The 24906-nt window shown below is 72.3% G+C and carries 20 protein-coding genes, 1 tRNA gene and 1 riboswitch; of the genes, 16 read left to right on the top strand and 5 right to left on the bottom strand.

Annotated elements, in window-relative coordinates; all coding sequences use genetic code 11:
* Nucleotides 1-51: 51 nt before the first annotated feature.
* On the bottom strand, nucleotides 52-1509 hold the full coding sequence (locus tag AB8735_RS16415) for a DUF2079 domain-containing protein (RefSeq protein WP_372408117.1): 1458 nt from the start codon (nucleotides 1507-1509) through the stop codon (nucleotides 52-54).
* 118 nt (nucleotides 1510-1627) lie between these two features.
* Nucleotides 1628-2377, bottom strand: coding sequence for a hypothetical protein (locus AB8735_RS16410; protein ID WP_372408115.1), 750 nt, complete (start codon nucleotides 2375-2377; stop codon nucleotides 1628-1630).
* A 130-nt stretch (nucleotides 2378-2507) separates the two neighbouring features.
* Here AB8735_RS16410 and AB8735_RS16405 point away from each other — a divergent pair, with 130 nt between their 5' ends.
* The 15 genes from AB8735_RS16405 (at nucleotide 2508) to AB8735_RS16335 (ending at nucleotide 20129) form a co-directional block, all read left to right on the top strand.
* Entirely contained in the window at nucleotides 2508-4631 is a 2124-nt protein-coding gene (locus tag AB8735_RS16405) for an N-6 DNA methylase (protein ID WP_372408114.1), read from the top strand.
* Between the two features lie 135 nt (nucleotides 4632-4766).
* The gene (locus AB8735_RS16400; RefSeq protein WP_372408111.1) at nucleotides 4767-5483 is read left to right on the top strand and encodes a hypothetical protein; all 717 of its coding nucleotides are present in this window, start codon (nucleotides 4767-4769) and stop codon (nucleotides 5481-5483) included.
* On the top strand, nucleotides 5480-7066 hold the full coding sequence (locus tag AB8735_RS16395; RefSeq protein ID WP_372408109.1) for a protein kinase: 1587 nt from the start codon (nucleotides 5480-5482) through the stop codon (nucleotides 7064-7066). Before AB8735_RS16400 ends, AB8735_RS16395 begins: the two co-directional genes overlap by 4 nt.
* A 175-nt stretch (nucleotides 7067-7241) precedes the next feature.
* A complete protein-coding gene (locus AB8735_RS16390) occupies nucleotides 7242-7901 on the top strand; it encodes a SurA N-terminal domain-containing protein (RefSeq protein WP_344023638.1) in 660 nt (219 codons plus the stop codon).
* Between the two features lie 62 nt (nucleotides 7902-7963).
* The gene (locus AB8735_RS16385) at nucleotides 7964-8968 is read left to right on the top strand and encodes a nucleoside triphosphate pyrophosphohydrolase (RefSeq protein WP_372408106.1); all 1005 of its coding nucleotides are present in this window, start codon (nucleotides 7964-7966) and stop codon (nucleotides 8966-8968) included.
* An 81-nt stretch (nucleotides 8969-9049) separates the two neighbouring features.
* Entirely contained in the window at nucleotides 9050-9478 is a 429-nt protein-coding gene (locus tag AB8735_RS16380) for a DUF6479 family protein (protein WP_344023642.1), read from the top strand.
* 54 nt (nucleotides 9479-9532) lie between these two features.
* The gene (locus tag AB8735_RS16375) at nucleotides 9533-10771 is read left to right on the top strand and encodes a cytochrome P450 (protein ID WP_344023693.1); all 1239 of its coding nucleotides are present in this window, start codon (nucleotides 9533-9535) and stop codon (nucleotides 10769-10771) included.
* Between the two features lie 115 nt (nucleotides 10772-10886).
* On the top strand, nucleotides 10887-11972 hold the full coding sequence (locus AB8735_RS16370; protein WP_372408105.1) for a transglycosylase family protein: 1086 nt from the start codon (nucleotides 10887-10889) through the stop codon (nucleotides 11970-11972).
* A 260-nt stretch (nucleotides 11973-12232) separates the two neighbouring features.
* A riboswitch (cyclic di-AMP (ydaO/yuaA leader) is annotated at nucleotides 12233-12412 on the top strand.
* A gap of 4 nt (nucleotides 12413-12416) precedes the next feature.
* A complete protein-coding gene (locus AB8735_RS16365; RefSeq protein WP_344023647.1) occupies nucleotides 12417-13148 on the top strand; it encodes a transglycosylase family protein in 732 nt (243 codons plus the stop codon).
* A 277-nt stretch (nucleotides 13149-13425) separates the two neighbouring features.
* Nucleotides 13426-14706, top strand: a complete 1281-nt coding sequence (eno, locus tag AB8735_RS16360; RefSeq protein WP_344023649.1) for a phosphopyruvate hydratase — start codon at nucleotides 13426-13428, stop codon at nucleotides 14704-14706.
* Nucleotides 14707-14828: 122 nt separating this feature from the next.
* Nucleotides 14829-15296 carry a septum formation initiator family protein gene (locus AB8735_RS16355; RefSeq protein WP_344023651.1) on the top strand — a complete coding sequence of 156 codons (468 nt, stop codon included), beginning with the start codon at nucleotides 14829-14831 and terminating at the stop codon, nucleotides 15294-15296.
* 45 nt (nucleotides 15297-15341) lie between these two features.
* Nucleotides 15342-15869 (top strand): DUF501 domain-containing protein, encoded by a 528-nt coding sequence (locus AB8735_RS16350; protein WP_372408102.1) that lies wholly within the window; start codon nucleotides 15342-15344, stop codon nucleotides 15867-15869.
* Between the two features lie 45 nt (nucleotides 15870-15914).
* Nucleotides 15915-16856, top strand: coding sequence for a Ppx/GppA phosphatase family protein (locus AB8735_RS16345; protein WP_344023655.1), 942 nt, complete (start codon nucleotides 15915-15917; stop codon nucleotides 16854-16856).
* A 368-nt stretch (nucleotides 16857-17224) separates the two neighbouring features.
* Nucleotides 17225-18601 carry an NAD(P)/FAD-dependent oxidoreductase gene (locus tag AB8735_RS16340; protein WP_344023657.1) on the top strand — a complete coding sequence of 459 codons (1377 nt, stop codon included), beginning with the start codon at nucleotides 17225-17227 and terminating at the stop codon, nucleotides 18599-18601.
* Nucleotides 18602-18818: 217 nt separating this feature from the next.
* Nucleotides 18819-20129, top strand: a complete 1311-nt coding sequence (locus AB8735_RS16335) for a class I SAM-dependent methyltransferase (protein ID WP_372408099.1) — start codon at nucleotides 18819-18821, stop codon at nucleotides 20127-20129.
* A gap of 51 nt (nucleotides 20130-20180) precedes the next feature.
* On the opposite strand, the gene AB8735_RS16330 is transcribed toward AB8735_RS16335, so the two are convergent.
* Nucleotides 20181-22691, bottom strand: a complete 2511-nt coding sequence (locus AB8735_RS16330; RefSeq protein ID WP_372408097.1) for an ABC transporter permease — start codon at nucleotides 22689-22691, stop codon at nucleotides 20181-20183.
* 35 nt (nucleotides 22692-22726) lie between these two features.
* Complete coding sequence (locus AB8735_RS16325) at nucleotides 22727-23509, bottom strand: ABC transporter ATP-binding protein (RefSeq protein WP_344023663.1); 783 nt, start codon at nucleotides 23507-23509, stop codon at nucleotides 22727-22729.
* Nucleotides 23510-23938: 429 nt separating this feature from the next.
* Here AB8735_RS16325 and AB8735_RS16320 point away from each other — a divergent pair.
* Nucleotides 23939-24021: transfer RNA gene (locus tag AB8735_RS16320), tRNA-Leu, on the top strand.
* Nucleotides 24022-24134: 113 nt separating this feature from the next.
* Here the strand turns inward: AB8735_RS16320 and AB8735_RS16315 are convergent.
* Nucleotides 24135-24734: a TetR/AcrR family transcriptional regulator gene (locus AB8735_RS16315; protein WP_372408096.1), complete on the bottom strand. Its 600-nt coding sequence runs from the start codon at nucleotides 24732-24734 to the stop codon at nucleotides 24135-24137.
* Nucleotides 24735-24906 lie beyond the last annotated feature (172 nt).

Genomic DNA, 24906 nt, shown 5'->3' with positions numbered 1-24906 from the left:
CCCGCCGTTCGACCCGCCGCGCCCGGCTCGTCCTGGGCGCGCCCGCGGGGCTCACGCGGGGGCGGCCCGCTTGAGCACCACGGTGGCGCCCTCGACGCCGAACACCTGGTAACGGGTGTGCGGATGCATCCGCTCGGCGTCCGCCACCAGATCCTTGGCGGCCCTGCCGTCACCGACGCGCTCGACCATGTACTCGGGCTCGATGCCCCGGGTGTCGCCGATCCAGAAGACCCGGCAGCGGCCGGCGAGCCGGCTTATGGACGCCACGTCCGACGCCTCGACGGTCGCGCCGTCGGGTATGAGCTGCAGCAGTCGCTCGGTAGCCCGGACGCTCTCCGGTATTCGATAGGTGGCGGGCTCGGTCAGGCTGTACAACGGCAGGGACGCGCTGAACGCGAGCGCCGCCCCGGCCACGGCGGCCGGCAGCTGGCGGGCGTACCGGCGCAGCCAGGCGCGGGGGCTGCCGTGAGCCCGGGCGAGCGCGTCGGTCAGTGCCACGAAGACGATCGGCATCAGAACGGCGTTGTAGTGCCAGTCCGTTCCCCAGTAGTGGTCGTCGTGGGAGACGAAGCGCCAGGCGATGGTCGGCACGGCGGCGATCAGCACCGGTGAGCGCAGGGCCAGCAGGCCGGTGGTCGGCAGCAGTATCCACAGCAGGGTGCGCAGCGCCGTCAGCAGCGGGATGGTGGGGGCGGGGCCCTCGCCGTCGAGCTTCTTCCAGTAGTCGTAGGAGCCGGTGTTGTTGAACGCCGGGATGGCCACGGTCAGGGCCAGTGCGGCGGCGACGAGGCCGAGGACGACGAGCCCGCAGGCCAGGCGTGTCGCGCGGGGATCGTGCCCGGTGCGGCGCACGGAGACCAGGATCGCCACACCGATCGCGGCGACGGTGACCCCCAGGTCCTCCTTGACCAGGACGAGGGGCAGCGCCCACCAGGCGGCGGCCCGCCAACGCCGGTTGACCACGGCCTCCAGGGAGAAGGCCAGGAGCGGCATCGCGAACGCTATCTCGTGGAAGTCGAAGTCCACGGCGCGCTGGATGCCCCAGGAGAATCCGTAGGCGATGCCTATCGCCAGACCCCGGGCCCGGCCCAGCTTCCCGGCGGCGAGCCGGGTGACCGGCACGGCGGACAGCGCGAACAGCGCGGCCTGGGCGACGAGCAGGGTGATGGGGCTGGGGAAGAGCCGGTAGAAGGGGGCGAGGAGCGCGGTGATGGGGCTGAAGTGGTCGCCGAGGATGTTGGCGCCGGGCCCCTTGAGGTCGGCGACGGGTGTCTGGAGGTGTGCGTAGGTCCGGACGGCCTGCTCGAAGATGCCCAGGTCCCAGGAGATCGTCAGCATCCGCAGGTGCCGGGTGACCGACAGGGCGGTATAGAGGACGAACAGCGTCCCGGCCAGCCAGTAGGGATCGAGCCGTGGTGCCCGCAGGGTCTCCTTCCAGGTGCGGCTCCCGACCGGGGTGCCGGCCGCGCTCGGGCCCTGGGCCGAGACTGCGGCTGCGGCCGAGTCCATGGGGTGGTCCTTTCCTCCGGCTGCTTCTTCTGGTCTGTGGGCGACTGTCGAAAAGATACGCGGAACCACCGGAGGGGGGTGACGCCGTTGCCCGTGGGGGCGGTCGCCGCGGGGCGGCTCAGCCCGTCTTCTTCCAGGCGGTGCAGCCGCTGGTCTTGAAGTAGGCGTCCTGCGGGGTGATCGTCACCAGGCCGTTTCCGGTGACGTTCTCGTTGGCCTCGACGGAGTCGATCCCGTGCAGGGCGTCCTTGGCGCGCTCCCAGTAGCAGTTGCCGTCCGCCTCGTTGTCCGGGGAGGCGTAGGTGCCGGGGGCTATGTCGACCCCCACGCGGTACATCCCGTCGCCCGGGGCGGAGGTTTTGGGAGTGCCGCTCTTCTCCTCCGGGACGCGCTCCCAGCTCTTGCAGCCGTGGGTCTTGAACACCTTGTCGCCGGTGGCGACCGTCACATAGCTGGATCCGACGACGTTGTCGTTGGCGATGATCGAGTCCGCGTCGCCCTTGGAGTCCTTGGCGCGCTCCCAGTAGCAGTTGCCGCCCTTCTTGTTGCCCAGGCTGCGGTAGGTGCCGGGCGCGATGTCGGAGCCGACGCGGAAGGTGCCGTTGCCGGAGAACCCGGCCTTCCGGCCCTTCCCGGGCTTCCCCTGTGCGCCGCCCGCGTCCTTTCCGTCCTTTCCAGCTCCTTCCGCGCCGGAGCTCACGACCCGGTCGGAGGCCTTGCTGCCGCCGTCCCCGTCGCTCCCGCCGGGCGCGACGGCGGCGCCGATGCCCACGACGAGGACGACCGCTCCCGCGCCGGTGAGGACTTTGTGCCGCGCGAACCGGCTCCGCTGCGTCCGCCGGTCCTGCTGCCGGTCCTGCTGATACATGGGACACCCCTCGCTGCGAGTTCCGTGAACCGATGAGTCAATGACAGCAGAGTCTGTTAACCGGGTCAACCATGTTCACAAGAAAGTGTGAGTACTCGGCTGTGAAGGGGTTGGTCGGAGGTGCGGGGGTATGCTCGTCCCCACATCGGAGGCGCGGTACGCGACGCAGGAGGAGGGGAGCCAGGTGACGGACAGCGCGGCGGAGGTGACCGCGGCGGGAATCGCCCGGCTGGCCGGAGTGGGCCGTGCGGCGGTCAGCAACTGGCGCCGGCGGCACGCCGACTTCCCCCAGCCCGTCGGGGGCACCGAGACGAGCCCGACCTTCTACCTCGGCGACGTCGAGCAGTGGCTGCGGCACCAGGGCAAGATCGCGGAGGTGCCGCTCCGCGAGCGCGTCTGGCAGCACCTCGCCGGGCACCCGGCCGGCGCCGTGACCGCCCTGCGCTACGCCGGTTCCGTGCTCCTCCTGGTCCGCGACCGGTCGACGGCCTGGCTGGAGCTCGCGGAGCTCTCCGACCTCGAGCTCGCCGAGGCCCTCCCCGCGGCCCTCGAAGCGGTGCTGACGGCCCGCCTCGGGGAGGACCATGCCATCCCCGTGCCCACGCCCGCCGAGCTCGCCGTCTCCTCCGCGCTCGTGCGCGGTTCCGCCGAGCTGGCCTCGGTGCGCGGCGCGGCGCAGGCCTACGAGTTCCTCCTCGGCCGTCACCTCGACGCCAACCCCCGGCAGTACTCCCTCACCCCGCCCGGCGCGGCCGAGCTCATGGCCGCGCTCGGCCGGGGCACCGCCGAGGCCCGGCGGCCGCGCACGGTCCTCGACCCCGCGTGCGGCACCGGGAGCCTCCTCAGCGCGGCCGGCCCGTCCGGCTCCGTGGGCGGGCTGTCGGTCCTCGGCCAGGAGGCGGACGCCGACCTGGCCGCGCTCACCGCCCTGCGCCTCGCCCTGCACTCCGACGCGCGGGTGCGCGTGCGCGCCGGCGACAGCCTGCGCGGCGACGCCTTCGCCGGCCTGGCCGCCGACACCGTCCTGTGCCACCCGCCCTTCAACGAGCGCAACTGGGGCCACGAGGAGCTCGCGTACGACCCGCGGTGGGAGTACGGCTTCCCGGCCCGCACCGAATCGGAGCTCGCCTGGGTCCAGCACGCCCTGGCCCGGCTGCGCGAGGGCGGCACCGCCGTCCTGCTGATGCCGCCCGCCGCGGCCTCCCGCCGCTCGGGCCGCCGCATCCGCGCCGACCTGCTGCGGCGCGGCGCGCTGCGGGCCGTCGTCGCCCTGCCGGCCGGCGCCGCCCCGCCGTACGGCATCCCGCTGCACCTGTGGGTCCTGCGCCGCCCGGGTGCCCAGACGTCCCCCGCGCCGCACCTCCTGCTCGTCGACACCGCCGACCTCGCCCCCGCCGGCCGGGACAAGCTCCCCTGGCAGGCCGTCAGTTCCGCCGTCCTGGAGGCGTGGCAGGAGTTCGACCGGTCCGGCACGGTCGAGGAGAAGCCGGGGCAGCACCGCTCGCTGCCGGTCATCGACCTGCTCGACGACGACGTCGACCTGGCCCCCGCCCGGCACCTCCCGCCGCCGGCCTCCTCCGGCGGCGCCGCCGATCTGGCCGCGGTCCACGACCGGCTCACCGTGGCCCTGGGGCGGGCCGCGGAGCTCACCCCCGCCGTGCCGGAGGGGCCCGCCGACGGCGCGCGCTGGCCGGCCACCACCGTCGGCGAGCTCGCCCGCGCCGGAGCCCTGGTCATGCGCGCGGGCGGCCCCGGTGCCACGGCCGGGCCGGACGCGCCGCTCGTGCTCACGGACTACGACGTCAAGGCGGGCCTCGCCCCCTCCGGGGCGCTGCCCGAGGGCCCGGCGGAGGAGCCGGTGCTCGTCGAGGCCGGCGACGTCGTGGTGCCGGTGCTCGGTGACGTCACCGTGGCCCGTGTGGTCGACGAGTCCACCGCCGGGGCGGCGCTGGGCCGGGGGCTGTTCCTGCTGCGGCCGGATCCGGCGGCGATCGACCCCTGGTTCCTCGCCGGGTTCCTGCGCGGCACCGCCAACCAGCGTCAGGCCAGCAGCTATGCGTCCACCGCGACCCGGCTCGATGTGCGCAGGCTCCAGGTGCCCCGGCTGCCGCTGGCGGACCAGCGCCGTTACGGCGCCCGTTTCCGGTCGCTGGCCGAGTTCGAGGAGGCGCTGCGGCTGACGGAGCGTCTGGGGGCAGGGCTGATACAGGGGTTGTACGACGGGCTCACGGACGGGAGCGTCCGCCCGGAGTGAGGGCGGGTCCGCGACGGTTGCCACGGCGCGGGCGGATGTGACATCCCGCGTCGGCGGCCCGGTGCGTACAACCCTCGCGATCTTTCGGAGGTCGGTAGTTAGGCTCTGATCACACCCCGCATCCGAGGAGCAGTCATGTATGGCCCCGGCTTCGAACCCGGACAGCCGCAGCCGCACCGCCCTGGCAGGGCGATGGTCGTCACCATCCGGGTGATCGTCGTCGCCGTCACCGTGTGCTCGCTCTGCATCCTCAGCTGGGTGCCGATGCTGAGGATCGCGATCGTCCGGCGCAGGGCGCAGGACTGGGGGCTGTTCTGGGGGACGCTGTTCGGCTCGTTCGGCCTCTTCGCCTGGGCCGGCACGGCGCCGAAGGACAGCGCCTGGTCGAACGTCGCCGTCGGCGCGCTGCTGATCCTGGGGACACTGACCGTCACCGCCTATCTGATGGCCGACATCCGGCACCAGAAGGAGCTGGACGCCCGGCGGTTCCCTGTGGGGCCCGCCTTTGCCGCCCCCGGCCATGGTTACCCTCCGGCGCCGGCCGCCGGGGCCTACCCGCCGCCCCACGCCCAGCAGCCGTACGGCGGCGGTACGGTCATCGCCGCCGCGCAGCCGAATCCCTATATGAACCCGCCGGAGGCGACCCGGTTCGCCCCGCCCCCGCCGGTCGCCACCCCGCCAGCCATGGCTCGGCCCGAGCCGCCCTATATATCCCCGCCGCCGGACGAGCCGGGACGGCAGACCGTCGCGCACCGGTCCCCGGAGAGGATCCGTCAGGTGCGTGCGGAGCTCGACGAATTGAGTGATCTCCTGCGCAAGGACGCCGGGGAGAAGGGGGAGGGGGGACGGTGAACGGGCGCATCATCGCCGGCCGTTACGAGCTGGCCACCGTCATCGGGCAGGGCGGCATGGGCCAGGTATGGACGGGCTACGACCAGCGGCTGGACCGCCGGGTCGCCGTGAAGTTGCTGCGCCCCGACCGCATGGCGGGCACCGAGGACGCCGCCGACGAGCTGCGCCGCCGCTTCGTCCGCGAGTGCCGCGTCACCGCCCAGGTCGACCACCGAGGCCTGGTCACCGTCCATGACGCGGGCAGCGACGGGGACGACCTCTATCTGGTGATGCAGTACGTCGAGGGCGCCGACCTCGCCGACCACCTGGCCGAGCACGACCCCTACCCCTGGCCCTGGGCGGTCTCCGTCGCCGCCCAGCTGTGTTCGGTGCTCGCCGCGGTGCACGCCGTGCCGATCATCCACCGCGACCTCAAGCCGCGGAACGTGATGGTGCGCCCCGACGGCTCCGTGCTCGTCCTCGACCTCGGCGTGGCCTCCGTCCTGGACGCCGACACCACCCGGCTCACCCGGACCGGTTCGCCCATCGGCAGCCCCGCCTATATGGCGCCCGAGCAGGCCATGGGCGGAGCCGTCGGCCCGTTCACCGACCTGTACGCCCTCGGCGTCGTGCTGCACGAACTGCTCAGCGGGGACGTGCCGTTCGCGGGTTCGACGGCGCTCGGGGTGCTGCATCGTCACCTCTACGAGCCGCCCCTCCCGGTGCGCCGGGTCCGCCCCGAAGTGCCTCCCGCGCTCGAGGAGATCGTGCTGCGCCTGCTGGCCAAGGATCCGCAGGAGCGGCCCGCCGACGCCCAGGAGGTCTACGAGGCGCTCGCTCCGTTGCTGCCCGCCCCCGGCCGGGCGGCCCCCGGACCGGCCTCCGGCCCCGGGCCCGTCGGCCCCATGAATCCGACGCGGCCCTTCCTGTCGCCGCACGCCCCCTGGCCCGACAGATCGGCGACCGGCCCCGCCCCGGGGTGGGGGCCCGCCCCCGTGCCGGTGCCCGTACCGTCGCCGGCACCCCCGCGGGCCCCCTCCTCCGGGCCCGATGTCGCCGGGGCCGTGGAAGAGGTCAAGCGCCTGCTCGACCAGGGCGGTGTCACCCAGGCCGTCGATCTCCTCGGCGCCATCCTCCCGGCCGCCGCGGCCGAGCACGGCGAGCGTTCCGGGATCGTCCGCAGCCTGCGCAAGCAGTACGCGGCCACGCTCATGGACGACGGCCAGTACCGCAGGGCCCTGCCCGAACTGCGCCGTCTCGTCGACGAGTACGCCGCCGAGACCGGCCCCCACGTGGCCCGCCAGGTGCTCCGGCTCCGCTACGACGCCGCGCAGTGCCTGGAGCAGCTGGGCGAGGCGGTCGGCGCGCTCAACGAGTACCGCGACCTGCTGCCGCGCTTCGAGAACGACCCGGAGGACCCGGCCACCCCGTTCGAGATCCGCCGGCGCACGGGCCATCTGCTGCTCTCCCTCGGCGACAGCCGGGCGGCCCACGACACCCTCGTCGCCCTCCTCCTCGACGCGGAGCGGCTGCACGGTCCGCACCACCCGCTCCCCACGGAGATACGCCGGACCCTCCGCCGGCTCGGCGAGGTCAGGGCCTGAACGACCCGGGGCGGTGGGGTCCCTGACGCCTCATGAGCAACGGGAGCCCCGTGCGTCCCGTTCATCGACGAATCGTCGGTCGAATCAGTGGCCCCGGCCACACGGACTCCCTACCATCGATCAACGCCAGGTCGATCGACGCACCGCCGCACGATCACTGCCGCCGGGAGGCTTTATGACCAGCCCGATCCGCCGCTTCCGCCGAACCCCTCGCGTCCGCCGGAGGACCGCGCTCTCCGCCGCCGCGGCCGCCGGCCTGCTGGCCGCGACCCCCCTGCTCACCGCCTGCGGGTCGACCCCGCACCCGGGTGCGGCGGCGGTCGTGGGCAAGGACCGGATCACCGTCGCCCAGCTCCAGCGCCAGGTGGCGGACGTCCGCGACGCCCAGGAGGCGTCCCCGCAGGGCGAGCAGCTGATGGCGAACAGCGCCCGGCTCGGCCAGGACACGCTCATCCGCCTCGTCCAGTACCGGATCATCGAGAAGGCCGGCCGCGACAACGGGGTCGACGTCAGCCGCCGCGAGCTCCAGGACGAGCGGCAGCAGGTCGAGCGGGCCAACGGCGGCGCCGACGCCGTACGGGCCCGCTTCCTGGCCCTCGGCATCGCCCCCGGCCAGATCGACCAGGCGCTGTCCATGGATCTCATGCGGACCAAGCTCGACGGCAAGCTGGGCCCCGTGCGCACCAACCAGGTCCTGATGCAGACCTCCGAGGCGCTGCGCGTCGACATCAACCCGCGCTACGGCACCTGGGACGCCAAGCGCGGCACCGCCCGCCCGGTGCAGGAGCCCTGGCTGCGGCCCGCCGCCGCCCCCGACCCCGAGAGCCCGGTGTAGGGCTCGGCGCGGGCGCCACCCGCGCGGTCCTCCGCTCCCGCCCGTCCCCTACGCTCGGCAGGGTGAACGACTCCGCGCCCGGCCGTATCGTCCTGCTCACCACCAGCCACCGCGTCGCCCCCGGACTGCTGTCCTGGCCGGCGTGGCAGACGTTGCACGCCGCCGACCGGGTGCTGTGCGCCGACCCCGGCCACCCGCTGCTCCCCTATCTCCGGGAGGCCGGGATCGGGACCGGGACCGCGGTGCCCGGCGCCCGGGAGCTCGTCGACCACTGCCTGGCCGGGGGCCGCACCACGGTGGTGATCACCTCGGCGGCGGGGGAGTCCGCCCTGACCGACGGGCTGGCCCGGCTCGCGGGTTCGGGCCGGGAGACGATGCCCGCCCTGGAGCTGCTGCCCGGCTCCTACGACCTGCCCGGTGCCCGGCTCCTGGACCTGGTGCAGGTCATGGACCGGATTCGCCGTTCCTGCCCGTGGACCGGCATCCGTACCCACGAGGACCTGGCGAAGTACGGCCTGGAGGAGATGTACGAGCTCCTGGAGGCGATCGAGACCGGCGACCGCGAGGCCCTGCGCGAGGAGCTCGGCGACGTGCTGCTCCAGGTCGTCTTCCACGCCCGCATCGCCCAGGACGACCCGGACGAGCCGTTCGCCATCGACGACGTGGCCGGCGCCATCGTCGACAAGCTCGTCCACCGGCACCCGCACGTCTTCGGCGACGAGTCGGCGCTGACGCCCGAGGACGTCAAGGAGCACTGGAACCGGACCAAGGCGGCCGAGAAGGGGCGCGAGTCCGTCACCGAGGGCGTGCCGCTGGGCCAGCCGGCCCTCGCGCTCGCCGCGAAGCTGGCCTCCCGGGCCCGCGCCGGGGGCCTCGACGTGGCCGTCCCCGCGGGGGAGGGCGTCGGCTACGCGCTGCTGGCCATGGCGGTCCGCGCCGAGGCGGAGGGCGTCGAGCCGGAGACCGCCCTGCGCGCCGCGGCCCGTACCTACCGGGACGCGATCCTTGCGGCGGAGCAGGCCGGGCGGGCCGGGCGGGCGGAGCGGGCGGGCGGCGCCGGGGCGTAGCCGGCGCGGTCCGGGAGCGCGTGGACACCCGTTCGGCTCAGCGGCGGTCTGGTCGGGGTCCCCTTCGGGTACCCGCATTCCATGCGCGACCACATGACTTACGCCCTGCCCGCCTGGGCCGGCGGCATCGCCCCCTTCATCGTGGGCCTGTGCGTCGGGGCCCTGCTGATCCTGGCCTTCGTGTTCGGACAGCGGTGGCGGGACAAGGAGCCGCCGCCGCCGAGCCAGCCGCAGCGGCGGCAGGGGGCGTGGCAGACCCGGCAGGAGCACGACCGGGGCCCCACCTCGCCCGACCACGGGCCGGGCCACGACGACGACGAGGACGTCGTCGGCTATGTCACCGAGCACCGCGAGGCGGACCGGCTGCGGACGGAGGGCCCCGGGGAGCGGGTGCTCCCGCACGAGATCCGGAACCCCGGGAGCCATCCGGAGGAGCTCTCCGAGGAGCGCAAGAAGTGGAACCCCGGGGGGAGCGGCTCGTTCGGCAGCGGCGGGGGCGGGCATCACTGAGCGCTCGGAGGGGCCCGGTAGCGTCGGGGCGTGCACGACAACAGCCCCTCCTCCATGCCGCCCCTCTTCACCTGGGAATTCGCGAGCGATCCCTATCCCGCCTACGCCTGGCTGCGCGAGCACGCCCCCGTGCACCGCACCACGCTGCCCAGCGGTGTCGAGGCATGGCTGGTCACCCGGTACGCCGATGCCCGGCAGGCGCTCGCCGACCAGCGGCTGTCGAAGAACCCCGTGCACCACTCCGAGTCCGCCCACGGCAAGGGCAAGGTAGGCATTCCGGGCGAGCGGAGCGCCAACCTGATGACGCATCTGCTCAACATCGACCCGCCGGACCACACCCGCCTGCGCCGCCTGGTCTCCAAGGCGTTCACCCCCCGCCGGGTCGCGGAGTTCGCGCCGCGGGTCCAGGAGCTGACCGACCGGCTCATCGACGGCTTCGCGGGCCGGGGCGAGGCGGACCTCATCCACGAGTTCGCCTTCCCGCTGCCCATCTACGCCATCTGCGACCTGCTCGGGGTCCCGCCGGAGGACCAGGACGACTTCCGGGACTGGGCGGGGATGATGATCCGGCACGGCGGCGGGCCGCGCGGCGGGGTGGCCCGCTCGGTGAAGCGGATGCGGACGTACCTGGCGGAGCTGATCCACCGCAAGCGCGAGGATCTCGGGGACGACCTCATCTCCGGGCTGATCAGGGCCAGCGACCACGGCGAGCACCTCACCGAGAACGAGGCGGCCGCGATGGCCTTCATCCTCCTCTTCGCCGGGTTCGAGACGACCGTCAACCTCATCGGCAACGGCACGTACGCCCTGCTGCGCAACCCCGGGCAGCGCGCGCGGCTCCAGGACGCCCTGGCCGAGGGGGACGAGGAACTGCTCGCCACCGGGGTGGAGGAACTGCTGCGCTACGACGGCCCGGTGGAGCTGGCGACCTGGCGGTTCGCCACGCGGGACCTGACGATCGGCGGGCAGCGCATCGCCGAGGGGGACCCCGTGCTCGTCGTTCTGGCGGCCGCCGACCGCGACCCGGAGCGGTTCGCCGACCCCGACACGCTCGACCTGGCCCGCAGTGACAATCAGCACCTCGGATACGGGCACGGCATCCATTACTGCCTCGGTGCGCCGCTGGCGCGGCTGGAGGGCCGGGCGGCACTCGCGACGCTGCTGCGCCGCCTTCCCGACCTGCGGCTTTCCGTGGATCCCGAGGAACTGCGGTGGCGTGGCGGGCTCATCATGCGGGGCCTGCGCACCCTGCCCGTCTCCTTCTCCCCGGAGCCCGGGCACACGGGCACATGACTATAGGTCAACTCTCTTTGACCGTCACCCGACCGCACTCGCGCCTGCTTGTGACCGCTGGGGGCCGTCGCTATGTTCGACGGTCATATTCAGCCGCCACATGAGAGGTGACCGCATGCTCTCCGGGAAAGGTCGACATCGACGCCCCCGTCAGATTCCCGCCGCCGTGCTCGCGGCGGGCGTGACGGGCGCGGGAATCGCCATGCCGCTGCTCGGGGCCACCACCGCCGACGCGGCGGACGCCCCCACCTGGGACCGCGTCGCCCAGTGCGAGAGCGGCGGGCTGTGGAGCGCCGACACCGGCAACGGGTATCTGGGCGGGCTCCAGATGACGCAGGACATGTGGGAGGAGAGCGGCGGCCGGGAGTTCGCGCCGCGGCCCGACCAGGCCAGCCGTGCCCAGCAGATCGCCGTCGCCGAGCGGATCCTCAAGCAGCAGGGCCCGTACGCCTGGCCCGCCTGTGCCGTGAAGTCGGACCTGGCCAAGGAGGGCCCGGCGCCGGACGTGGACCCGGGGCGGGCCGACGCCTCCACCCCGGCGCCGGAGCACAGGCCGCCGTCCGGGGCGCGGGAGCACGACCGGTCGCCGGGGAAGTCCGGGACCGTGGGCACTCCGTCGGACACCCCGTCGGACACCCCGTCCGGAAGCGGAAGTTCCGGCGAGGACGCCAAGGGCAAGCACCGCAAGCCGGCCGAGGGCACCCGGGACACCGAGGACGCCGCGGAGGGCACGACGGACGCGAAGGCGCCCGGGAAGGGCTCCGGCAGGTCCACGGCCCCGGAGGCGCCGAAGTCCGGCCCCGCGCCCTCCCGCTCCGCCGACCGGCCCGACGGACCGTCCCGCGCGCCGCACTCGCCGGCGCCCGGCAGCACGTCCGGCGCGAGCGGCGACCAGGGCGCGGACCGTGGTGCGGAAGCGGACACGGCCACCGGCGCGGACGCCGGAGCGGGTACCGGCAAGCACCGCGCGCAGCAGCCGCGTTCGGGCGCGGAGCGCTCCTCGCGCGGTGGTGCGGAAGCACATGGACAAGGGTCGCGTGCCGAGGACTACACCGTGCGCCCCGGTGACAACCTGTCAGCCATCGCGCAGGAGCACTCCGTGCCCGGCGGTTGGCACCGGATCTACCACGACAACAAAAAGGTCGTCGGTTCCGATCCGGATCTCATTCACCCAGGCCAGCAGCTCGAACTGAAGAAGTAGGAGGGCAGTTCGGGTCGAATGTCCGTTCCGAGCGAAAGTGAGACATGGGTCTCGTTGACAGCGTCTCGGATACGGCCCGTCAGGAGCCGGGGAAGCGGCTCTCACCTGCGGAAACACCGAGTTTCTCAGGGGGTTGGATCCAGCCGGTGGCCGAAAAGGGGGGTTTGAACCCGTAGGCCGCCTGTGCTTAACGTCGTCACCGCTCGCCACCGCGAGCACCACGGTCGTCACGCCGAATCCTGCCGGCGGCCGGGGGAGTCGTCGCGCAAGCGCCGTAGGCAGGAGCGGGGGAACCAAGGTAAGTCGCCGCGACGGTCCGCCGGTCAGTGACCGGGGTGCCGCAGCGGCTAGGGGTGAAGCCTGGTGCGCGCAAGCCACCGGGCCGGGCAACTCACGTCCGAACCCGACAGCTCACCTCGTAGGCGCCGGTGAGGAAACCGAGTCATGTCCAAGGGCAAGCACCGTCGTCCGAACAAGGCCGTCCGCATCGCCACGCTCGCGGGTGTCACCGGCGCCGCAGTCGCCGCCCCGCTGATGGCCGCGACCTCCGCCCACGCCGCCTCCGTCGACACCTGGGAGCGCGTCGCCCAGTGCGAGTCCAGCGGCAACTGGTCGATCAACACCGGCAACGGCTACTACGGCGGCCTGCAGTTCTCGCAGTCCTCCTGGGCCGCCGCGGGCGGTACCGCCTACGCCCCGCGCGCCGACCTCGCCACCAAGGGCCAGCAGATCGCCGTCGCCGAGAAGCTCCTCGCCATGCAGGGCCCCGGTGCCTGGGGCTGCGCCAGCGCCGGTCCGCTGTCCTCCGGCGGCGCCAAGGCCGACGTGGACACCTCCGGTTCGTCCACCAAGACCCAGAAGTCGACCGGCGAGCGCAGCGTCTCCACCAAGACGCACGCCGACCGCAGCGAGCGCCAGTCCGCGCCGAAGCACGCCGCTCCGCAGCAGAGCGACGAGGAGGCCCCGGCCGCCAAGCCGGCCGCCCCCCGCCACGCCGCCCCGAAGACGGTCAAGATGGGCGACGGCGAGTACCAGGTCAAGGAGGGCGACACCCTCGCCAAGATCGCCGAGGCCAAGAAGGTCAAGGGCGGCTGGGAGAAGCTCTACGACCGCAACAAGGACATCGTCGAGAGCGCCGACCTCATCTTCCCCGGCCAGAAGCTGCACCTCAGCTGACGCAGCCTTCCCTGGCGAACCGCCCCGCTCCGATGCGCCCGCTCCCCCCGAGCCGCATCGGAGCGGGGCTCCGCCGTTCCCGCGGGAGAATCACCGGGCGGTTCCCCCAGTGGTTCCCCGAGCCGTTCACCGCTGGGCGAACATCCAGCCCATTCATCCCGTGATCTCGGCGTTTGTGCCATTTTTCCGGCCGGGCGGCGGTCCGAGGGCGGGCGGACCCTCCGGGGCCCGTTAGGCTCGTGCTGCAGAACTTCAGACACACACGAAGGAGACCCTCGTGCCGTCCATCGACGTCGTCGTAGCTCGCGAGATCCTCGACTCGCGAGGCAACCCCACGGTCGAGGTCGAGGTCGGCCTCGACGACGGCTCCACCGGCCGTGCCGCCGTGCCGTCCGGCGCCTCCACCGGCGCCTTCGAGGCCATCGAGCTCCGTGACGGGGACAAGAACCGTTACCTGGGCAAGGGCGTCGAGAAGGCCGTGCTGGCCGTCATCGAGCAGATCGGCCCGGAGCTCGTCGGCTACGACGCCACCGAGCAGCGCCTGATCGACCAGGCGATGTTCGACCTGGACGCCACCGACAACAAGGGCTCGCTGGGCGCCAACGCCATCCTGGGCGTCTCCCTGGCCGTCGCGCACGCCGCCTCCGAGGCGTCCGACCTGCCGCTCTTCCGCTACCTCGGCGGCCCGAACGCGCACCTGCTGCCCGTTCCGATGATGAACATCCTCAACGGCGGCTCGCACGCCGACTCCAACGTGGACATCCAGGAGTTCATGATCGCGCCGATCGGCGCCGAGTCGTTCTCCGAGGCGCTGCGCTGGGGCACCGAGGTCTACCACACCCTCAAGGCCGTGCTGAAGGCCAAGGGCCTGTCCACCGGTCTGGGCGACGAGGGCGGCTTCGCCCCGAACCTCGGCTCCAACCGCGAGGCCCTCGACCTCATCCTCGAGGCCATCAAGCAGGCCGGCTACACCCCCGGCCAGGACATCGCGCTGGCGCTGGACGTCGCCGCCTCCGAGTTCTACAAGGACGGCGTCTACACCTTCGAGGGCCAGGACCGCACCGCGGCCGAGATGACCGACTACTACGCCGAGCTCGTCGCCGCGTACCCGCTGGTCTCCATCGAGGACCCGCTGTTCGAGGACGACTGGGACGGCTGGAAGACCATCACCGAGCGCCTCGGCGACCAGGTCCAGCTCGTCGGCGACGACCTGTTCGTCACCAACCCCGAGCGCCTCGGCCGCGGCATCGAGGAGGGCGCCGCCAACGCCCTGCTGGTCAAGGTCAACCAGATCGGCTCGCTGACCGAGACCCTCGACGCCGTCGAGCTGGCCCAGCGCAACGGCTTCAAGTGCATGATGTCCCACCGCTCCGGCGAGACCGAGGACGTCACCATCGCCGACCTGGCCGTCGCCACCAACTGCGGCCAGATCAAGACCGGCGCCCCGGCCCGCTCCGAGCGCGTGGCCAAGTACAACCAGCTGCTGCGCATCGAGGAGATCCTCGACGACGCCGCGGTGTACGCGGGCCGTTCCGCCTTCCCGCGCTTCAAGGGCTGATCCCCTCCAGGGCCGACGCCCGGGGCTGACAAAGCCTCAAGCCTCACCACGTCCCCGGCCACGGTCCCGTACCGTGGCCGGGGACGGTTTGGCTTCGGTGCAGTGACCAGCGGGGAGGCGACGTGGCGGCGGAACGGTTTTCCACCGCGACCAGGCTCAAGGCGATCGGCACGGCGCTCGTCCAGGGGCCGGACGCCCGGGGCCGGCGCACGCGGCCGCCCCGCCGGAGCCGGCTCACCGGCCGTGCGGCGCTGCTGGCGCTGGTCGTCTGCTCCCTGGTCGTCGCCCTGGCCTACCCCATGCGGCAGTGGGTCACCCAGCGCTCCGACATCGACGACCAGCGGCACCGCTCCGAGCGCGCCCGCGAGCAGGTGAAGCTGCTGCGCGAGGAGAAGGCGCGGCTGGAGGACCCGGCGTACGTGGAGCAGCAGGCGCGCGAGCACCTGCACTACGTACGGCCCGGGGAGACCGGCTTCACCGTCGTCGACGGCAGCGGACGCGCCAAGCCCCGCCGGGACCAGGGCGCCGGCGACCGGCCCTGGTACAGCAACCTCTGGGACGGGGTGGACACTTCGGACGGCCACCGCTGACCCCGGCCCACCCTCCCTTCCGATCCTCCGAGCACGAGCGAGCACATGGACACGCCTCCTCCCCAGACCGAGCCCACCGAGCCCACCGAGGCGGACATCGCCGCCTTCAAGGAGCAGCTGGGCCGCCCGCCGCGCGGCCTGCGCGCCATCGCCCACCGCTGCCCCTGCGGCAACCCCGACGTGGTGGAGACCGCGCCGCGGCTGGAGGACGGCACGCCCTTCCCGACGCTCTACTACCTGACGTGCCCGCGCGCGGCCTCGGCCATCGGCACGCTGGAGGCCGAGGGCGTCATGAAGGAGATGAGCGCCCGGCTGGAGAGCGACCCGGAGCTGGCGGCCGCCTACCGCGCGGCGCACGAGGACTACATCTGCCGGCGCGACGCGATCGAGGTGCTGGAGGGCTTCCCGAGCGCCGGCGGCATGCCGGACCGGGTCAAGTGCCTGCACGTGCTGGTCGGTCACTCGCTGGCCGCGGGCCCGGGCGTCAACCCGCTCGGTGACGAGGCGATCGCGATGCTGCCGGAGTGGTGGCGCAAGGGGCCGTGCGTGACGCCCTGCGGCACCCAGGAGTAGGTTCGGCGGATCCGCCGACCGTCCCACGACCTTGCTGGAGTGTGCATGACCCGCGTTGCCGCGATCGACTGCGGTACGAACTCGATCCGCCTGCTGGTGGCCGATCTCGACCCCGCCACCGGCGAGTTCAAGGAGCTCGACCGGCGGATGACGATCGTCCGGCTGGGGCAGGGGGTGGACCGCACCGGGCGGTTCGCGCCGGAGGCGCTGGAGCGGACCTTCGCGGCGTGCCGGGAGTACGCCGCGGTGATCGCGGAACACCGCGCGGAGCGCGTGCGGTTCGTGGCCACCTCGGCCTCCCGGGACGTGGACAACCGCGAGGACTTCGTGCGCGGGGTCGTGGACATCCTGGGCGTCGAGCCCGAGGTGATCACCGGTGACCAGGAGGCGGAGTTCTCCTTCACCGGTGCCACCAAGGAGCTCACCGGCCGCACCGACCTCGCGCGGCCCTTCCTCGTGGTGGACATCGGCGGCGGTTCCACGGAGTTCGTCGTCGGGGAGGAGCACGTCCGGGCGGCGCGCAGCGTCGACGTCGGCTGTGTGCGGATGACGGAGCGTCATCTCGTCGTGGACGGCGAGGTGTCCGACCCGCCGGCGCCGGAGCGGGTGGCCGCGATAAGGGCCGACGTCGAGGCCGCCCTGGACCTGGCGGAGCGGACCGTGCCGCTGGGCGAGGCGCGCACCCTGGTGGGTCTGGCCGGCTCGGTGACCACGGTGGCCGCCGTCGCGCTCGGGCTGGACGCGTACGACTCGGCCGCGATCCACCACGCGCGGATCCCGCTGGAGAAGGTCCGGGAGATCACGGCCCGGCTGCTCTCCTCGACGCACGCGGAGCGCGCCGCGATCCCCGTGATCCATCCGGGCCGGGTGGACGTCATCGCGGCCGGGGCGCTGGTGCTCCAGTGCGTGATGGAGCGGACGGGGGCGCAGGAGGTCGTGGTGAGCGAGCACGACATCTTGGACGGAATCGCGTGGAGCGCGGTCTGAAAGGGCCGCAGGGGGCACAGGCGCCGAAAAAGTTCGTGAAATCCTTCACATGAAAAATTGGTCCTAGGACCACGGACTGATGGGTTCCGGCCTCCCATTCGGGGACCGGACGGCCCGGATGAGCGCGAACGTCCTTGTTCCCAAGGGGTTGAAGGAACGTTCACGCGCCGGATCGGCCCCGGTGGTCCAGTCGTGTCCGGGGTCGCAAGTCCAGCTCAGCGGGGGTGCCCAACGCATTTGGGGATGAAGTGGTTCCCCGTCGGGGCTATGGCGTCGGTCACGTGGGCGGCGAAGTGTAGCAGACACCCCACCGCGCCTTGTGAAGGGGCGCACGAGCACCCCTTCGGGGTGTGCTGGATACTCGAATCATGAGCACCACGGAGCGTCCACGGATCCTCGTAGTAGGCGGTGGGTACGTCGGCATGTATGCGGCCCGCCGCATCCTGAAGAAGATGCGGTACGGCGAGGCGACCGTCACGGTCGTCGACCCGCGCTCGTACATGACGTACCAGCCCTTCCTCCCCGAAGCAGCCGCCGGCAGCATCTCGCCGCGGCACGTCGTGGTGCCGCTGCGACGTGTGCTCCCCAGGGCGGAGGTCCTCACCGGCCGCGTCACCACCATCGACCAGGACCGCAAGGTCGCCACGATCGCCCCGCTGGTGGGCGAGGCGTACGAGCTGCCCTTCGACTACCTGGTCATCGCGATGGGCGCGGTCTCCCGTACCTTCCCGATCCCCGGCCTCGCCGAGAACGGCATCGGCATGAAGGGCATCGAGGAGTCCATCGGCCTGCGCAACCATGTGCTGGAGCAGCTCGACAAGGCCGACTCGACCACCGATGAGGAGATCCGCCGCAAGGCGCTCACCTTCGTCTTCGTCGGCGGCGGCTTCGCCGGCGCCGAGACGATCGGCGAGGTCGAGGACATGGCCCGCGACGCGGCCAAGCACTACCGCAACGTGAAGCGCGAGGACATGCGCTTCATCCTGGTCGACGCCGCCCCGCGCATCCTCCCCGAGGTCGGTGAGAAGCTCGGCCAGTACGGCAAGGAGCACCTCGCGAGCCGCGGCATCGAGATCCACCTCGAGACGTCGATGGACTCCTGCGTCGACGGCCACGTCGTGCTCAAGAACGGCCTCGAGGTCGACTCCAACACGATCGTGTGGACCGCGGGCGTCAAGCCCAACCCGGCGCTGGCCCGCTTCGGCCTGCCGCTCGGCCCGCGCGGCCACGTGGACACCCAGGCGACCCTCCAGGTGCAGGGCACCGACTACATCTGGGCCGCGGGCGACAACGCCCAGGTTCCGGACATGGTCGGCCGCCGCGCCGGCAACGAGAACGCCTGGTGCCCGCCGAACGCCCAGCACGCGCTGCGCCAGGCCAAGGTCCTCGGCGACAACGTGGTCTCCGGCATGCGGGGCTTCCCGCAGAAGGAGTACAGCCACGCCAACAAGGGCGCGGTCGCCGGTCTCGGCCTGCACAAGGGCGTCGCGATGATCGTCCTGGGCAAGATGAAGATCAAGCTCAAGGGCCGTCTCGCCTGGTACATGCACCGTGGCTACCACGGCATGGCCATGCCGACCTGGAACCGCAAGATCCGCGTCTTCGCCGACTGGACGCTGGGCATGTTCCTCAAGCGCGAGGTCGTCTCGCTCGGTGCCATGGAGAACCCCCGCGAGGAGTTCTACGAGGCCGCCAAGCCGGCGCCGCGCGACGCCGCTCCGGCCCAGAAGGCCAAGGCCAGCTGACATACCGTCGGCACTTCCGCCGGCGTACAAGGGCGTCCACCAATCCGTGGGGTGGGCGCCCTCCGGCGTGTCCGCGCGCGGATCCGCCGACGCGGCGAATTCCCGTCGTCCGCACGGAGGTGACCAACTCGGGCCGGGAAGGACTAAAGCACGCCCCACAGGTGTTTAGGTGGTAGGTGAACCTATCTCCTGATCCTTCTTCACGGAGGTGTGCGACATGGCCCAGGCCGCCCGACGGCTCGCCGCTCTCGCCGAACAGGTACTGGGGGCACCGCTCCCGGTCCGGCTGCGCGCGTGGGACCGCAGCGAGGCAGGTCCGCCCGGCGCCCCCGTACTCGTCGTCCGCAACCGCCGCGCCCTGCGCCGGCTGCTGTGGAAACCGGGCGAACTCGGCCTGGCCCGCGCCTGGGTGGCCGGGGACCTCGATGTCGAGGGCGACCTCTACCGGGCCCTGGACCTGCTCGCGGAGTCCATCTGGGAGCGCGACGAGGACACTTCGCGCCGCTCCGCCCCCCTGGCCGCCCTCGCCGCGCTGCGCGACCCGCACCTGCGCGCCGCGGGCAAGGAGCTGCTGAAGCTCACCGGGCCCTGGGTGCCGCCCTCCCCGCCCGTCGAGGAGGCCCGCCGCACGACCGGCCCGCTGCACACCCTGCGCCGCGACAGGCAGGCGATCAGCCACCACTACGACGTGGGCAACGCCTTCTACGAGAAGGTCCTCGGCCCGTCCATGGTCTACTCCTGCGCCTACTGGGAGCCCGGGGCCACCCTGGAGGACGCCCAGAGCGCCAAGCTCGATCTGGTCTGCCGCAAGCTCGGCCTCGCCCCCGGGATGCGGCTGCTGGACGTCGGCTGCGGCTGGGGCTCCATGGTGCTGCACGCCGCCCGCGAGTACGGGGTGAACGCCGTCGGCATCACGCTCTCCGAGGAGCAGGCGGCCTACGCCCGCAAGCGCATCGCCGAGGCGGGGCTGACGGACCGGGTGGAGATCCGGGTCCAGGACTACCGCGAGATCTCCGACGGACCCTTCGACGCGGTCTCCTCCATCGGCATGGCCGAGCACGTCGGCCGCGCCCGCTACGCCGAATACGCCGCCGCCCTGCACGCGTTGCTCAAGCCCGGCGGGCGGCTGCTCAACCACCAGATCGCCCGGCGGCCGCTGAAGGACGAAGAGGGGTACCAGGTCGACGAGTTCATCGACCGCTATGTCTTCCCCGACGGCGAACTGGCCCCCGTGGGACGGACGGTGGCGCAGCTGGAGGAGGCCGGGTTCGAGGTCCGCGACGTGGAGGCGCTGCGCGAGCACTACGCGCTGACCCTGCGCCGCTGGGTGGCCAACCTGGAGGAGCACTGGGACGCGTGTGTGCGGCTGACCTCGCCGGGCCGGGCGCGGGTGTGGCGGCTGTACATGGCGGCCTCGGCGCTGTCCTTCGAGCGCAACCGCATCGGCGTCAACCAGGTGCTCGCGGTCCGTACGCCCGGATCCGGTGATCCGGGGCTGCCGTTGCGCACCCGGGAGTGGCACTCCTGAGGATGCACGAAGGGCCCGGCGGTTGCCGGGCCCTTCGTCGTCGTACGGCCGTCAGTCGGCCTTGATGGCGTTGAGCATGTTCATCCGGGCCGCCCGGCGGGCGGGCCAGAGCGCGGCCAGCACGCCGACCGCGGCGGCCAGCAGCAGGAAGACGCCCATCCGGCCCCAGGGCATGACCAGTTCGTAGGTCGCGATCTTCTCGGCTATCTGCTGGCCGGCGGCCCAGCCGAAGAAGACGCCGAGGCCGATGCCGAGGATGCCGCCGAAGAGCGAGATGACCAGCGACTCCAGGCGGACCATCCGCTTGATGCCGGAGCGGTCCAGGCCGATGGCCCGCAGCATGCCGATCTCCTGCTGGCGCTCGAAGACGGACATCGCCAGGGTGTTGACGACGCCGAGGACCGCGACGATCACGGCCATGGCGAGCAGTCCGTAGAGGACGTTCAGCAGCATGTTGATCGCCTTGGCGATCTCGTTGGAGATGTCGTCCTTGTCCTGGACCTGGATCGCCGGGTTGTCGCCGAGTGCCTTCTGGATCGACTTCTTCGCGGAGTCGCTCGTGCCGGAGGCGGTCTTGACCATCACCTGCTTGTCGTTGACCTCGGTCATGTGCGGGGTCAGGGTGGCGTTGTCGAGCATGATGCCCTTGAGCATCTCGTTGCCCTTGTAGATGCCCCCGACGGTCAGCTTGCCCTTCTTGCCGTCCTCATAGGTGACGGTGAAGGACGAACCGAGCTTCCAGCCGCGGTTCTTGGCCGTGTCGGCGTCGACGACGGCCTTGTCGCCGGACAGCCCGGCGAAGGAGCCGGACGTGAAGTCGAGCTTCACGAGCTTGTCGACGGACTTCCCGTCGACGCCCGCCAGGGACTCGTGCTCGCCGCCGATGCGGGCCGGGGACTCGCGCAGCGCGCTGACGGCGGTGATGTCGGGCTGCCGCTCCAGCTTCTTCGCCACGTCGGGGGAGAGGGGGTAGGTGTTGGCCATCACGACGACGTAGTCGGCCTTGAGGGCGTCGGTGGCCATCTTGTCGATGGCCTTCTGCATGCTGCCGGCGATGACGGTCAGGCCGGTGATCAGGGTGAGGCCGATCATCAGGGCGGAGGCGGTCGCGGCGGTGCGGCGCGGATTGCGGACCGCGTTCTGCCCGGCCAGCTTGCCGGACATGCCGAACAGGCGCAGCAGCGGACCGGCTGCCTCGATCAGCGGCTTGGCCAGCAGCGGGGTCAGGATGAAGACGCCGATGACCAGCAGGCCGGCGCCGAGTCCGAGGCCGGACTCGTCGGTGGCGACCAGGCTCAGCCCGGCGCCCGCGGCGGCGACGACGGCGCCGATGGTGTTGCGGACGACCAGCGACTTCGTGGTGGCCACCGCGTGCACGCTGTTCATGGCGGCGACCGGGGGGATCTTCGCGGCGCGGCGGCCGGGCAGCCAGGCGGCGAGCATGGTGACGACGATGCCGACGGCCAGCGCGGTGACGACCGTGCCCGGGGTGATGACGAGCGGGCCGTCGGGCATGTCGGCGCCGATGGCCGAGCGCATCCCGGCGCCGATGCCGATGCCCGCGAGCAGACCGGCGACGGCCGCGACGGCGCCCACCACGAACGCCTCGATGAGCACCGAGCGCGTGACCTGGCGGCGGCTGGCGCCGACCGCGCGCATCAGCGCGAGCTCCTTGGTGCGCTGGGCGACCAGCATGGTGAAGGTGTTGGCGATGATGAAGATGCCGACGAAGAGCGAGATACCGGCGAAGATCAGCAGGATGGTCTTCGAGGCCGAGGAGTTCTCCTCGATCATCCTGGTCTCGTCGTCGGCGAGCTTCTGGCCGGTGACGGCCTCGGCGTCGCGCGGCAGGATCTTGTCGATCCCGGCCTTGAGCGCGGTCTGGGAGGTGCCGGGCGCGGCCTTGACGTCGATCTCGGTGAAGCGGCCGGGCTTGGTGAAGAGCTTCTGCGCGGTGGCGGTGTCGAAGAGGGTCAGGCTGCCGCCGGCGGTCACGCTGCCGCTGTCGGTGGTGAAGATGCCGGTGATCTTCTGGGGCAGCACCGGGCCGCTGACCGACATCCGGACGGTGTCGCCGACCTTGAAGCCCGCGCGGTCGGCGGTCTTGGCGTCCACCGCGATCTCGCCGGCGCGCTGCGGGGCGCGGCCGGAGGTCAGCGGGTAGCGGGCGTCCTTGCCGTCGGGGCCGGGGAAGTAGTTGGAGCCGGCCCGGGAGAAGCCCTGGCCGACCAGCTCGCCGTCCTTGCCGGCGAGGAAGGCCTGGCCGTCCACCGAGCCGGTGGCGTAGGCGGCGCCGGGGACCTCGGCGGCCTTGTCGAGCAGGCGCTGGGTCAGCAGGGGTGCCCCACCGGGCGCACCGTTGTCGCGGTCCGCCGTGTGGGGCTGGACGGCGACGTCGACGTGGGTGAAGCCCTTCTGGGAGCTGTTCTTCTGGGCCTCGGAGAAGGTGTTGGTGAAGACCAGGGTGCCGGAGACGAAGGCCACGCCGAGCATCACGGCGAGGACGGTCATCAGCAGCCGGGCCTTGTGCGCGAGAACGTTGCGCAAGGCGGTGCGGAACATCAGTCAGGTGTCCTGGGTGTCGTGAACGGTCGTGGTCAGCTCGTGCGGCCCTTGGCGTCGAACGCCTTCATGCGGTCGAGGACGGCGTCGGCGGTCGGCTCGTACATCTCGTCGACGATGCGGCCGTCGGCGAGGAAGACCACGCGGCCCGCGTAGGAGGCGGCCACCGGGTCGTGGGTGACCATGACGACGGTCTGGCCGAGCTCGCGCACCGAGTTGCGCAGGAAGCCGAGGACCTCGGCGCCGGAGCGGGAGTCGAGGTTGCCGGTGGGCTCGTCGGCGAACATGATCTCGGGGCGGCCGGCGAGGGCGCGGGCCACGGCGACGCGCTGCTGCTGGCCGCCGGAGAGCTGGTTGGGGCGGTGCTTGAGGCGGCCGGAGAGGCCGACGGTCTCCACGACCTGGTTCAGCCACTGCCGGTCGGGCTTGCGGCCGGCGATGTCCATGGGGAGCGTGATGTTCTCCAGGGCGTTGAGCGTCGGCAGCAGGTTGAACGCCTGGAAGATGAAACCGATCTTGTCCCGGCGGAGCTGGGTGAGCTTCTTGTCGTTGAGCGCCGTCAGCTCCACGTCGCCTATCCGGGCCGAGCCGCCGGAGACGGTGTCGAGGCCGGCCATGCAGTGCATCAGCGTGGACTTGCCCGAGCCGGAGGGGCCCATGATCGCGGTGAACTCCGCGCGGCGGAACTCCACGGAGACGGCGTCCAGGGCGACCACCTGGGTCTCGCCCTGGCCGTAGACCTTGGTCAGGTCCGTCGCGACGGCCGCGGGAACCGCGGTGCGGACGGCGGTCGGGGCGCCGTAGGGGCTGGTGGTCACGGACGTACTCCTTGATCGGGGCGACGGAACCGGGCGACGGAACCGGGAGGTGGAACCGGGAAGGTGCTTCCATCGTCCTGTCCCTGCGCGCCTCCCGGATCAGCCCTGGTTCCCGTTCTCGGGACAGACTCCAGAGGTACGGCCCGGGGGCGCCGTCATCCTCGGGTATGACCCCGGCGGCCGCCGTGGGAGGCGAGATTGCGACAATTCCCGGGAGGGGGCCGGGAGAGGCTGCGAGGAGGGCGGATCGGCCTCTGGCATGTGCCGAAGGGACCTGTTCCGCACTGATGAGCGCTAAGTTGCCCATAAAATAAGACAACCTCTGGTCAGTGTTCCGCTGTTTGGGGGGCGCTACCCGGATAGGCTCATCCCGTTCTCCTCAAGGGAACCCGCGCGCGCGTCCCCTCTGTGCGTGCGGCCCGAGGGCCCGCCCGGATGGTGGAATGCAGACACGGCGAGCTTAAACCTCGCTGGCCCTTCGGGCCGTGCCGGTTCGAGTCCGGCTCCGGGCACACATGCACGTTCGTCGTTCGTCCGCGGGGTTCGCCTGCGGGCGGGCGTCCGCTTCACCGCCGGACGGGCTCCGGGCCGTACGGACGGGTACGGACCCCCTGGCCCCGCCGGACTAGCCCTGCCGGGGGCCCGGCCCGCCGGCCAGTTCGAAGAGGGTTTTCAGGGCGGCGAACGCCTCCGCCCGGTCCACCAGGCCGTCGAGGCTGTGCAGGGTGTTCACCCCGACGCCGCTGCCGAAGACGATCGTCGCCAGGCTCTTCGCGTCGGGCAGCCCGGGGGCGTGGGCGGTGATCCGCTCCAGGTAGCCGATCCAGACCCGGCGGGTGTGCTCGTAGCCATGCACATAGGCGTCCCGCAGTGGGCCCGGGGCGCCCATCACCTCCGGCAGGACCGTGGCGAACACCCGCCCGCAGGGCGCGTCCACCACTGCCAGGTGCGCGTCGACCAGGGTGCCGAAGGCGAGCGGGCCGGTCTCCGGCAGCCGCTCGCGGTACATCCGCTCGGCGGTACCGAAGGCGTTGCCGATCACCTCGGCGATCAGGCCCTCCTTGGAGCCGAAGTGCCAGGCGACCGAGCCGCGGCTGATGCCCGCCCGGCCGGCCACGGCCTGGACGGACGCGGCCCGCGGGCCGCCCTCGGCGACCAGCTCCGTCGCCGCGTCCAGCAGCCGCCGGCGGCTCTCCCGTGCTGATTCCTCGCGACGTCCGGCCATGGCGCGATTGTTCCACGGGGCCGTCGGGCGGGCGAAGGCCGCGGCAGGAAGCGGAAGCCCCAAACATCAGTAGGTGCATACCACTTGACGGCCTGTGCCGGGCGTTCAACGATTGGACCACCGTCCAGTTATCGCCGGTAAGCCGAGCCTTGGACCTTGGAAGTCCTGGCGT

Source organism: Streptomyces luteireticuli (assembly GCF_041519305.1).
Lineage (GTDB): Bacteria > Actinomycetota > Actinomycetes > Streptomycetales > Streptomycetaceae > Streptomyces > Streptomyces luteireticuli.
This window is presented reverse-complemented; position numbering and strand designations above follow the sequence as displayed.